The sequence below is a fragment of the Nitrospirota bacterium genome, from assembly GCA_040755395.1.
In the GTDB taxonomy this organism is placed as follows: Bacteria; Nitrospirota; Nitrospiria; order Nitrospirales; family Nitrospiraceae; genus DATLZU01.
In genome coordinates, this window is the sequence record JBFMAX010000002.1 from 151,907 (window position 1) to 163,739 (window position 11,833).

12 protein-coding genes are annotated in these 11,833 nt (G+C 62.4%); all 12 read left to right on the forward strand.

Features of this window, described 5'->3' with window-relative positions; all coding sequences use genetic code 11:
* Position 1 precedes the first annotated feature (1 nt).
* The 12 genes from AB1555_04755 to AB1555_04810 all read left to right on the forward strand — a co-directional run bounded on the left by AB1555_04755 (position 2) and on the right by AB1555_04810 (position 11,821).
* Positions 2–610, forward strand: a complete 609-nt coding sequence (locus AB1555_04755; GenBank protein MEW6246002.1) for a cob(I)yrinic acid a,c-diamide adenosyltransferase — start codon at positions 2–4, stop codon at positions 608–610.
* A gap of 39 nt (positions 611–649) precedes the next feature.
* Positions 650–1,270 (forward strand): bifunctional adenosylcobinamide kinase/adenosylcobinamide-phosphate guanylyltransferase, encoded by a 621-nt coding sequence (cobU, locus tag AB1555_04760; protein MEW6246003.1) that lies wholly within the window; start codon positions 650–652, stop codon positions 1,268–1,270.
* 19 nt (positions 1,271–1,289) lie between these two features.
* Entirely contained in the window at positions 1,290–2,348 is a 1,059-nt protein-coding gene (gene cobT / locus AB1555_04765; GenBank protein ID MEW6246004.1) for a nicotinate-nucleotide--dimethylbenzimidazole phosphoribosyltransferase, read from the forward strand.
* A 32-nt stretch (positions 2,349–2,380) separates the two neighbouring features.
* Positions 2,381–3,220, forward strand: coding sequence for an adenosylcobinamide-GDP ribazoletransferase (locus AB1555_04770; GenBank protein ID MEW6246005.1), 840 nt, complete (start codon positions 2,381–2,383; stop codon positions 3,218–3,220).
* Positions 3,217–4,173, forward strand: a complete 957-nt coding sequence (cbiB, locus tag AB1555_04775) for an adenosylcobinamide-phosphate synthase CbiB (protein ID MEW6246006.1) — start codon at positions 3,217–3,219, stop codon at positions 4,171–4,173. The genes AB1555_04770 and cbiB overlap by 4 nt, the downstream gene beginning before the upstream one ends.
* Before the next feature lie 106 nt (positions 4,174–4,279).
* Positions 4,280–5,404 (forward strand): threonine-phosphate decarboxylase CobD, encoded by a 1,125-nt coding sequence (gene cobD, locus AB1555_04780; protein MEW6246007.1) that lies wholly within the window; start codon positions 4,280–4,282, stop codon positions 5,402–5,404.
* Positions 5,391–6,131, forward strand: coding sequence for an adenosylcobinamide amidohydrolase (locus AB1555_04785; GenBank protein MEW6246008.1), 741 nt, complete (start codon positions 5,391–5,393; stop codon positions 6,129–6,131). The genes cobD and AB1555_04785 overlap by 14 nt, the downstream gene beginning before the upstream one ends.
* A 1-nt stretch (position 6,132) precedes the next feature.
* On the forward strand, positions 6,133–7,632 hold the full coding sequence (locus tag AB1555_04790) for a cobyric acid synthase (GenBank protein ID MEW6246009.1): 1,500 nt from the start codon (positions 6,133–6,135) through the stop codon (positions 7,630–7,632).
* Positions 7,633–8,120: 488 nt separating this feature from the next.
* The gene (locus tag AB1555_04795) at positions 8,121–8,849 is read left to right on the forward strand and encodes a DUF3365 domain-containing protein (protein ID MEW6246010.1); all 729 of its coding nucleotides are present in this window, start codon (positions 8,121–8,123) and stop codon (positions 8,847–8,849) included.
* A 94-nt stretch (positions 8,850–8,943) separates the two neighbouring features.
* Positions 8,944–9,306 carry a response regulator gene (locus tag AB1555_04800; GenBank protein ID MEW6246011.1) on the forward strand — a complete coding sequence of 121 codons (363 nt, stop codon included), beginning with the start codon at positions 8,944–8,946 and terminating at the stop codon, positions 9,304–9,306.
* 34 nt (positions 9,307–9,340) lie between these two features.
* Entirely contained in the window at positions 9,341–9,841 is a 501-nt protein-coding gene (locus AB1555_04805; protein MEW6246012.1) for a chemotaxis protein CheW, read from the forward strand.
* A gap of 93 nt (positions 9,842–9,934) precedes the next feature.
* Complete coding sequence (locus AB1555_04810; protein MEW6246013.1) at positions 9,935–11,821, forward strand: methyl-accepting chemotaxis protein; 1,887 nt, start codon at positions 9,935–9,937, stop codon at positions 11,819–11,821.
* Positions 11,822–11,833: the final 12 nt, after the last annotated feature.

The window sequence follows — 11,833 nt, forward strand, 5'->3', positions numbered from 1 at the left end:
CATGCGCATCACCAAGGTATATACCAGGACCGGCGATGCCGGTCAGACACGGCTCGCCGGAGGGCAGCAAGTCTGGAAAGACAGCCTGCGGGTTGAGGCCTACGGCACGGTCGATGAACTGAATGCCGCGGTCGGCGTGGCTCGGGTGTTCAACGCGCAGCAGGCTGGCGCTCAGTCTCAGGCGACGCGACTGGAAGAGGACCTGCAGTGGATTCAGAACAAGCTGTTCGATGCCGGCGGGATTTTGGCGACCGCTCCCGGCCAACGCTTTAAAAATATGCCGGAGGTCACGGAGCAGGATGTGAAGCGATTGGAAACGCTCATCGATACCTGCCAGAAGGACCTGGCCCCATTGAAAGAATTCATCCTGCCGGGCGGCGGAGTCGTTTCCGGGTTCCTGCATCAGGCCCGCACGATCTGCCGCCGCGCGGAACGGGTGTGCGTGCGTCTTTCTCGTGAAGAGGCTGTCACGCCGACGATCATCAAGTTTTTAAACCGCCTCAGCGACGCGCTGTTCGTGCTGGCTCGCTGGACGGCCAAGACGCACGGCGAAGCCGAGTTTCTGTGGCAGCGAAGCGAGCGCGAAGAGCGAGGCAAGCGAGGCGAGTAGCGGCATGGGAGAGGGCTCCGACGTTCTGGATTGCGTTTCATGCCGTTCTCGTTCGTCTCGCGAATGCTGACCATGGCGGCGAAGGTAGTGACGGTTCGACGCGCTACTACGCGCCCCGCGCCGCGCGCTCTGCGTGAGCGGTCGAAAGGACGGCTGATCTTGGTGATCGGCGGTGCGGCGTCCGGCAAGAGCCAGGCGGCGTTGGAGCTGGCGGGGAACGCCAGGCCAAGAGCGTTCGTCGCCACGGGACAGGCGCTGGATCGTGAAATGGCCGAGCGCATTCGCCGTCATCGAGCTGCCCGGTCGTCGGACTGGGAGACAGCGGAGGTGCCGCTTAATGTAGCCGAATGGTTCCGCACATACGGAGGACGGTATCGCGCCATCGTGCTGGACTGCCTGACCCTCTGGTTGAGCAATTCGCAGGGCGCCCGCGCGACAGGACCGCGAGCCCTTGTAAAAGTGGAAGAACTGCTCCGGGCCATCCGGACGACGAAGGCTCGAGTCATCGTGGTGACCAACGAGCTTGGATTGGGCCTTGTTCCGGTGAACGCGTCGGTCCGGGCCTTTCGGGATCTTGCCGGCCGGATCAATCAGCAGGTTGCCATGGAGGCCGATGAAGTGTACTTCGTCGTGAGCGGCCAGCGGCTGCGGATCAAATGATCACCGGGCTAAGAACTGCATGACGACCCTTCAGGAAGTGATACGGAAAATCCAGCCACCCGATCAGGAGTGTGGGAAACGAGCGCAAGCCCGCCTGGACCGGCTGACGAAGCCTCCCGGGAGCCTGGGCCGTCTGGAAGAGCTGGCGGTGCGGTATGCGGCCATTGCCGGCGAGATCCGTCCCAAGCTTCCTCGTGGAGCGGTGTTCACGTTCGCGGCCGACCATGGCGTGACCGCTTCCGGCGTCAGCGCCTACCCGCAAGCCGTTACTGCCCAGATGGTCCTCAATTTTTTGCGCGGCGGCGCCGGCGTGAATGTCTTGGCCCGCCACGTCGGCATTGATGTCCGCGTCGTCGATATCGGCGTCGCGCAGGACTTCGGACACATCACGGAGTTGATCGATCGGAAACTGATGAAGGGAACGAGCAACCTTCTGCACGAACCGGCGATGAGCCGGAAGACCGCCGAGCGGGCGTTGCTGGTGGGGATCGAACTCGCCGGCGCGGCGGCGGCGGAAGGGTTCGGCGTGCTCGGCGCCGGCGACATGGGGATCGGCAATACGACGGCGAGTTCGGCCATCGCCGCCGCGTTCACCGGCAAGCCGGTCGGCGACGTGACGGGGCGAGGAACCGGGATCGATGACATGACACATGCGCGCAAGGTGTCCGTGATCGAGCGGGCGTTGCAGCGGCACCGTCCTGATCCAGGCGATCCGGTTGACGTGTTGGCCAAGGTCGGTGGTCTGGAAATCGGCGGCTTGGCCGGCTTGCTGCTCGGCGCCGCGGCGGCGCGGATACCGGTCGTGCTGGATGGATTCATCGCCGGCGCCGCCGCCTTGATCGCCGTCAGGTTGCAGCCGCGCTGCCGCGACTATCTGATCGCGTCGCATCGCTCGGCCGAGCCGGGCCATCGGGCGATCCTCGATCATCTGGGGCTCTCGCCGCTGCTGGATCTCGATCTCCGGTTGGGTGAGGGAACCGGCGCATGCCTCGGCATCGGGCTGTTGTTCGCCTCGCTGAAGGTGCTCACGGAGATGGCGACCTTCGAGGAAGCCGGCGTATCCGAGCGTGACACGTGAGAGGTGACGGGTGATGCGTGAAGGGTGAAACGATGGACACGCAAACGGCACAAGCCGGCACGCAGTCGTCGCGTTTTGGGCGGCTGATGCCTTGCCTGTCGCGTGTCACGTGTCACGCGTCACGTCACTTCCTCGTCGCGTGGCATTTTCTGACCGCCGTTCCGCTCACCCGCCAGCACCACGCGCCTGTTCCCCATGAGCTAGCCGCGTCGATGGGATGGTATCCGATGGTCGGCCTGGTTCTAGGCGGGCTGCTGGCCGCAACCGATCTACTGGTGGACCGGCTGTTCGCTCCGGAGGTGGCCAATCTGCTCGTGTTGCTGTTACTGGTCGTCGTGACTCGCGGTTTGCATCAGGACGGATTAGCGGACACACTGGATGGCTTGGCCGGAGGTCGGACTCCGGCGGACCGACTCGCCATCATGCGGGACGGGCGGATCGGCGCGATCGGCGCGACCGGGTTGTTTTTGGCGCTGGCCTTGCGCTATGCAGGCCTGTTGGTGTTGCCGTCTCAGGCCCGCCTTTCGGTGCTGTTGTGCATGCCGGCGTTCGGACGGTGGGCTATGGTGGTCGCCGCCTGGGCGGTTCCCTATGCCCGAGCCGAAGGCGGCTTGGCCGCGCCGTTTCTCGATCATCTCGCCCCTCATCATGTCGTCGTGGCCACCTTGGTGATCGCCGGCGCGTTGTCGGTGATGTTCGGACCCGGCGGCGCGGTGACCGGTTTGGTGGTCGGGGCGCTGCTCGCTCGTGCCTGCGCCGCGTTGTGCCGACGGTTCTTCGGCGGCGTGACCGGCGACACGCTCGGCGCGACAGGCGAGGTGGTCGAAATTGTCTTCCTTTTGGCCGGCCCGGCGCTTCTGAGCCTGCGATGACGGCCGTCGAGTTGATGCTGGCCGGCGCGCTGGATGCGGTGTGCGGAGATCCGCGCTGGTTGCCGCACCCGGTCCGCCTCATGGGTCGGGTCGTCGCTCGGTTTGACGGCTGGGTCCGCTCGCAGTGTCGAAACCCCGCAGGCCTGCGCAGCGCCGGACTGTTGCTCGCCGTCGGGTTGCCGTGTTCGTCGTACGCCGCCGGCCGGCTGGCCATCGAAGTCGGTGCCGCGTTCGGGGAATGGATCGGAACAGGCGTGGCCGTTGTCCTTGCCTACACGACGCTTGCGGCTAGAGACTTGGTGGACCACGCCAGGGCCGTCGAGCAGGCGCTCATCTCCGGTGATCTGGCGCGGGCCAGGGAAGCGGTTTCGTTGATCGTCGGGCGCGATACCCGGTCTCTGGATGAAGGAGAGGTCATCCGTGCGACCGTCGAAACCGTCGCCGAAAACACGTCGGACGGAATCATCGCTCCGCTGTTTTACCTGACTCTTGGCGGCGCGCCGTTGGCGCTGGCCTACAAGGCGGTGAACACGCTGGATTCCATGATCGGGCATCGTGATGAGCGATATGAACAGTTCGGCTGGGCCCCGGCGCGACTGGATGATCTGGCCAATTGGCTTCCCGCCCGCATGACCGCGTGCTTGATCACGGCGTCCGCCGGTCTCGTCACGCGCCGTCTCGACGTGATGAGCGCAAGCTGGCGGATACTGAGGCGGGACGGACACCGCCATCCCAGTCCCAACAGCGGAAGGCCCGAGGCTGCGATGGCCGGCGCGTTAGGCGTCCAACTCGGCGGGGTGAACTATTACGGCGGACTTCCGTTTGAACGGCCACGGCTCGGCGATCCGAAAAGGGCTTTGGTGGTTCAGGATATCCGGCTGGCCTTGCGAATCATGATCATGACCTCGGCCCTGGGGTTGCTGCTTGCAGCGTTGGTCCGTTCCATATTCTGAAATGGGCCCGAGGCTAGAGGCAGGAGTGGCATTCGGCATTCTTCCCTCTCGCCCCGAGCCCTTTGCCTCTCGCCCGGGCATGATTTTCATCCCAAAGGGTGAACCAATGGCTCATGAGGATGATGTGAAGATCGACGGCGGCCACGGGGGCAATATCTATGCGGCGTCCCGCGAGCTCGGGATCCCCATCGAGCGGGTGGCGGACTTCAGCGCCAGCATCAATCCGCTGGGGCCTTCACCGTTGGCGCTTCGGGCGATCAGGGACGGACGGCCGTCGCTTGGGCATTATCCGGATCCGGATTGCCGGGCGCTCCGGTCCGCTTTGGCTGAACGATGGAAACTGTCTCCTGATCGGTTCGTGATCGGCAACGGCTCCGCGGAATTGATTCACGTGCTTCCTCGCGCGCTGAAAATTCAGCGTGTGCTCGTCCTGGGCCCCACCTTCTCCGAATATGCGCGGGCGGTCGAACTGGCGGGCGGCGGGGTCGAGGTCTTGATGGCCCGACGCTCGGAGGGCTACCGGCCCCCTCTCGATGAGGCGCTTCGCCGAGTGTGTGAGGGAGACAGGCGAGTCGATGCGGTCGTGCTCTGCCATCCCAACAGTCCGACCGGGCAGGCTTGTGAGGTGACAGAGGCGCTCCGTCTGGTACAGGCGGCCGCCAAACGGCCGGCGTGGGTGATCGTTGACGAGGCGTTTGTCGATTATTGCCCTGATCGGTCTCTTCTGCGCCACGTGCCGGATCACCCCCTGGTTGTCGTGCTCCGGAGCTTCACGAAGTTTCACGCGCTTCCCGGACTCCGGGTGGGATATGCGGTCGGTTCGAAGCGCGTAGCCGAAGCGGTCCGGCGTCATCTGCCGCCATGGACGGTGAACGCGCTGGCCCAGGCCGCCGCCGTAGCCAGCTTGGCCGATCACCGGCACGAACGGCGGAGCCTGGCTTTCATGGAACGGGAGCGTTCACGGCTGATCAAGCGATTGGGCTCCCTTCCGGGCGTCACGGTGTACCCCTCGGTCGCCAATTTCCTGTTGGTCGAATTGCCGCCGGGGAGGCGAGCCTCGGCGATCGTCGCCGCGCTTCGGCGGCGCGGGCTGCTCATCCGTGACTGTTCGACCGTTCGCGGTCTGACCGAGCGGACGGTCCGAGTTGCTGTGCGCACCGTGGAAGACAACGCTCGCTTGGTCTCGCTCCTCTCTTCTTTGCTGAAAGGACGAGTCTATGGGACAGCGTAGTCCGAACCGGGCGGGATCGCGTTATCGGGTGATCAGACGTACGTTGGTCGTCGACCTTGGTCAAGCCAAGCGGGTCTTGTCCTCCGCCCCGCACCACGGAGGGCTCGTGCAGGCCCGGCATATCCTCAACCATCAGGTCCGGCCGGCGTCCGAGGCGGCCAAGTCGACGCAGCGGTGCAATCCCGGACGGTATCTGGACGGAGTGGCCGCTTCGCTCGGGATCCGTGGACGGTGTGTCGGACTCCTGACGGCTGTGCCGATGACTCGGCTGGTGACGCTGCGCGAGGAGGAAAAACGGGACGGCCTGTGGGTGGAATGCTTCTGTACGGTCGGCGTGACCAACGCGGTGAGGGCGGGTGAGCTGCCGATCGCGGATCCCAGGCTCCGCCACCCGGTCGGCACCATCAACATCATTCTGGTCACGAATGCATGCCTGGCCGCCTCGGCCATGGTCGGAGCCGTGCAAGTGGCGACCGAGAGCAAGGCGGCCGTGCTGCTTGAGCGGGCGATCCGCAGTTCGGTCAGTGCGGCGATCGCGACCGGCACGGGCACGGATGCGGTCGTGGTCGCCTGCGGTCTGCGGACAGAAGGACCGGTGCTCCGATATAGCGGCACCCATACGGAAATCGGCGCCATGATCGGCCGTTTGGTGCGGAGCGGTGTGGAGTTGGGATTGGATCGAGCGGACCGGCGATCGAGCGGCGTCCGCTCCTGGCCAAGAGGATAGGATGGCCGCGACCGCCCGCAGGTTGATGATCCAAGGCACAGGCTCACACGTCGGCAAGTCTGTCCTGGTGGCGGCGCTCTGCCGGCTCTTCGTTCGAAAAGGGCTCCGTGTCGCGCCGTTCAAGGCCCAGAATATGTCGAACAACTCGTTCGTGACGCCTGACGGAAAGGAGATCGCACGAGCCCAGGCAGTACAAGCCGCCGCGTGCCGACTCGCGCCGCGGACCGACTTCAATCCGATCTTGATCAAGCCGGCCGGAGACCGAGAGGCTCAACTGGTGGTGGGCGGCGTGGTCGCCGGTTCCCTTCAGGCATCGGACTTCGGGCGGGTTCGTCGTGAGTTCGAGCCGGTGGTCAGAGAGGCCTTTCTCCGCCTGGCGGCGGAATTCGACCTGATCCTCCTCGAAGGGGCCGGAAGCCCGGCCGAAGTCAATCTGCGCGAGCATGATCTCGTCAACATGCGAATGGCGAACCTGGCCAATGCGCCGGTGCTCTTGGTCGGCGACATTGATCGAGGCGGGGTGTTGGCCGCGCTGGTCGGGACCATGGCGCTGTTGACTGCCGATGAGCGACGTCATGTCAAAGGCTTTGTGATCAACAAGTTCAGAGGTGATCTTGAACTGCTGCTTCCAGGAATTCAAACGGTGGAACACGTGGTTCAACGACCTTGCCTGGGGGTGGTTCCTTATTGCCGGACGATCGCCCTGCCGCAAGAAGATGCCCTGGAATGGGCGACGTTGTCCCGTGTTTCGAATCGCGAGGACATCGTGACAATCGGCGTTGTCGATGTGCCCTGTCTCTCGAACTTTACCGATTTCGAGGCGTTGGCGCTCGAGCCGGATGTGTGTCTTCAGCGCATCGCCGGCTCCAACGATTCGCCGCCCGATGTGTTGATCTTTCCGGGCACCAAAAACACGCCGCAGGCTCTCCGGTTCATCAGGGAACGTCGTCTGGATCGATTAGCTCGGCAAGTCTTGGACGCTGGGGGAACCGTGCTGGGGATTTGCGGAGGATACCAGATCCTCGGCCGTCGGATCTTGGACCCGGACGGCGTCGAGTCGTCCGAACGGCGGCTCGATGGCTTGCAATTGTTGAACACCGAGACGACATTTTCACCTCGCAAGATCACGGTCCCGGTCGTCGGGGTGCATCGGGGATTCGGGGCTCCCGTCCAAGGCTATGAAGTCCATATGGGGCGAACCGTTCTCAGAGACAGGACGGCCCCGTTTCTTGACGTCCGACAACCTCACGAGTCGTCCTACCGTCCCGACGGCGCGATGTCGCCGGATGCGCGGATTCTGGGAACCTATGTCCATGGACTGTTCGATGCTCCGGTGTTCCGCCGATGCTTCCTCAATTCCATCAGGGAAAGACGCGGACTGCCGCCGCTCGAGCCGACCGCCGGACCTTCCCTCGATGGCCACCTCGATCACTGGGCTGATTTTGTCGCTCGGCACCTTGACCTGCCCGGCATCGAGGCCGTCATCGACCATCCTGTTTGATCGCGGCCTTTTCTGAATCCCTGTCTGGCCTGTTGCGTGATCTCCCCGATATCCATCCCCTGCGCTTGACAGCAACATGGATGGCCTTCTCCCCGGCAATCGATCTTTTCCCCCAAATTTTTTAGTGGGTTCCAAAAATCGTCAGCAGATGGACAACGAATGGACAGCAACGGACGCAGGCGTACAGTTCTTTCCCCCTCCTGTAGCACGTCATCAACGCCTCACGATCCGCGCGAGTTCGACAATATTTTCAGGCGTTGGGCGTTTCGCGAGAAAACGACGACAAGGGCTGAACTTAGGTGGGCATGGAAGTTGCTGGACTCCCCGTTTTGGACATTGAACATTCTTCTCGCCAGGCGAGTGCTTATGGGATCGACGCCAGCTCACACCGCAATATCCATATCCATTTCCCGTTTTCCAATACACGCTTCCCCAACAGCTATACTCGGAAACAGGGCCATGGAGGGATTCCATCCAAGGAGGACATCATGAACGTGCGAGTCTTCGCGCTGATTCTCGGGTTGTCCGCCGGCATGGTGCTTTTGGCCGTGGGCGCGAAAGCCGCGGACGAATCCGAAACGGCAGACCTCTTGATCAAGTTGTTGAAGGTCGGGCGCAAGGTGGTATCTGACCATCAACCGTTGATCAACGATGCGTCCAAAGGCAACAAAGGGTTCACCCAAGATTTCCTGGCCAGCCAAGTGATCGAACGGTTCAGGAAACAAACGAAGATCGATCTGAGCCGACCCGGCGGCGTTTCCAGCGCGCCGATCCTGCTGAGCCTGCTCGAAGCAGAGAAGGAAGTGGTCGATGAAGCCCAGCCGGTCATCAACAAACAGGGTGTGGGATTCAAAGGATTTCTTCCGGCGGTGTTCGCCCGCAAGACCGGAGAAAAGTTCTACCGAAAGACCGGGATCCGGCTGAAGCTGACTGGAGCGGATTACCGCTATCCGGGGAATAAGCCCGATGAATTTGAAGCCGAGGTCTTGCGGATGTTCGCCGATCCCCGCCATCCCAAGGGGCAACCTTACAGCAAAGCGACGATGGTCGGCGGGAAACCGGTGCTCCGAGTGATGGATCCCGAGTATGCGGCGCCGACGTGCCTGACCTGTCACGGAACTCCGAAAGGGGAGCGCGATATCACGGGGATGAAGAAGGAAGGATGGAAAGAGGGAGACTTAGCCGGAGCGATCAGCTTGACGATGCCGCTGAAGTAGCGGTGCCGGGACTCTTAAGATTAACGGTCGAAAAGCCAAATTGAAGAGCGCCCGGATCGTATCCGGGCGTTAAAAGAAAGAGGAGATACGAACCATGAGCAAGATCGTCGTTGTGGATGACTCCTATGCCGAACTGCAGATGATCGAGGGGTATTTGAAGTCGGCCAACCATACCGTCGTATCTTATCCCAATGCCGAGAAACTGGAAGACAAGATTGCCGCCGACAAGCCGGATCTTATTATTCTCGACGTTGTGATGCCGGGCAGGAATGGATTCCAGGCCTGTCGTGATCTGAAAAACGATGAACGGTTTAAGAATATTCCAGTCGTGCTCTGCACCTCCAAAGGGCAAGAGAGCGACAAGTTCTGGGGACAGCAGCAGGGCGCCAATGGGTACGTCGTGAAACCGTTTAAAGCCGAGGACTTGCTGGCGGCTGTGAAGCGGGCGCTCAATTGAGTGCCCGCCTGCATGGCCAGCATCGTTGACGAGGATGGAGCTCGCGGAGACCGTCCCATCACAGCTTAGCCCCGCTGCGGAACCACAGCCAGGGGACACGCCACACCGGATCTGTCTCATCACTCTTGGAGAGGAGCTGTTCGCCGTCGACCTCAAGCATGTGCGCGAGGTCTTCGAGGTGGAGTCCGTTACCCCGGTTCCGGGTATGCCCTCGACCCTCATCGGCGTCGCGAATCTCAGAGGCACCGTCATGCCGCTCGCTGATCTGCGTCCCGTACTGGGTTTGCCTGTCTCCGGTCCGCAACCCAAGTACGCCGTCGTGGTTCGATACGGCGCGCAGCAGGTTGCGGTATTGGTCGACCAAGTTCCTGAGATTCACAATATCCACACCAGCGAAATCCTGGAGGCTTCCACGCACGGGGCTAAGGGTGTCAGGTCGTTCGTTTCGAGCATTGTCAAAGTCGGCGAGCGGATGGGTGGATTCGTCGAGATTCCGACCCTATTGGCCTGCGTGGAAGCAGGCGAAGGTAATTGATGAACGGCGGCAAGGGAGCCGCGATGCGTTGTGTGAGGCAAGTTCCGGCGACACGCATCGTCGTTGAGGAAGTCGAGCGAGAAGGAGGGCGCCATGGCGCGGCAGAATGTGACGAAATGGGCGATTCAGACGTGGTTTAAGAATCTAAAAACCTTGCCCAAGCTGGTCCTCGGGTTCTCCAGCGTGGGCGTGGTGATGATCGCGGTCGGTATCATCGGTCTGATCGGGCTTCAGCAACTGCGAGAGCGGTTGCGGATCGTGTACGAAGGGTCGACGCAGGCCCTGGTCAACCTCGGGGCCAGCAGCAGCAACCTGGGGTTGTACCACGATGCGATCCTGAACGCGGGACGGCTGACCAGAAAATCCGACTTCGAAGATGCGCTCCAACCCCTGGCGGAACTGAAACGAAAAACTTTGGAGCCTCTCGAAGCCTATGCCCAAACGCAGTTGCGGGTGTCTTCCAGCGGACGAAGCGAAGCCAAGGACTTGGAGCTGCTCAGAAAAGCCCTGGGCGAATATTTCTCCTCCGCTGAAGGCGCGATGAGCGCGTTTGCCGACAGCTTCTCCCCGACGTTGAGCGAAGACCAGCGCCAGGCGATGCGAGACCTCGGCGGACTGGCCCTCTCGGTGGAAGTCGCAAACAAGTACAACGCCGCCACCGTTCAGGTTCGAGAGCTCCTCGCGACCATTCGGGAGATCGCTAAGGACTTGAACGATCAGGGACAGGCTGAAGCGACGTACCGAACGCAAATCGTGCTCGCCGGCGCGCTGCTGGCGATCATCATCGGCGGCACCATTGGATACCTCTTGGCGCGTTTTTTCTCTCGAGGCGTCACTCATATTGCGCAGGTAGCCGAGCAAGCCGCGGCCGGCAATTTGCAGGCCCGAGCCAAGGTGGACAGCGCGGACGAATTGGGGCAGATGGCCAAGTCGTTCAACGCCATGCTTGACCGAATCACCGCCCTCGTCCAGACCGAAGAAGAACGGGATGCCATGCAGAAGCGGCTGATGCAGTTCCTGGTGCTGGTCTCGGATGTCGGCAAGGGTGACCTGACGAAACGCGGTGAAGTAACAGCCGACATGTTCGGGAACCTGGCGGACGGCTTCAACCTGATGTTGGGACGGTTCACCCAACTGATGAAGCAGGTCCGGGAAGCCGCGCAACGCGTGAACAAGTCCGCAGGTGCGTTGCGGGAGACGGCCGGGCAGATGGCCGGAACCGCCAAACACCAGGCCGATGAATCCGTGAAAACCTTGGCTGCCGTCGAACAGCTCGCCCTGTCCATGCGGCAAGTCGCCGAGACGGCTGGAGCCTCGTCCGAGAGCGCCAAGCAAGTGCTGCAGGCGACCGAACGCGGCCGTATCGCCGTGCAGGAAACCGTGCAAGACATGCAAAGCATCCGGGCGGCGGTGCAGCGGATGTCCAAGCAGGTCAAAGCTCTGGGCGATCGCTCGTTGGAAATTTCTCAAATCGTATCGACGATTCGCGACATCGCCTCACAGACCAACCTGCTGGCCTTGAATGCAGCCATCGAGGCGGCCGGCGCGGGCGAAGCCGGAGCTCGGTTTGCCGTGGTCGCGGATCAGGTGAGAAAGCTGGCCGAAAGCTCGACGCAGGCCACCCGCGAAATCGCGGACCTAGTGAAAGTCATTCAGACGGAAACCCAAGACGCCGTCGTGGCGATGGAGCATGAGACCCAGGCGGTGGAGGCCGGGTCGGCTTCGGCGCTTCGGACAGGCGACGTGTTCAAAGAGATTTCGGAGATCGCCCAGCGATCGGCGGAGTTGGCGCAAAGCATCGCGAACGCGGCCGCCGAGCAGACCGCGTCCACGGACAAGGTGGGCCGATCGATCAAAGACTTTACCGGAGGCGCGGTGGCGACACAGAAGGCCACGGACGCCACGCGACACACCATCGAAGACATGGCCAAGCTGGCCGAGAGTCTGACGGCCTCTGTTGCGCAGTTCAAGCTCGCGTAGCAAGTCAGAACC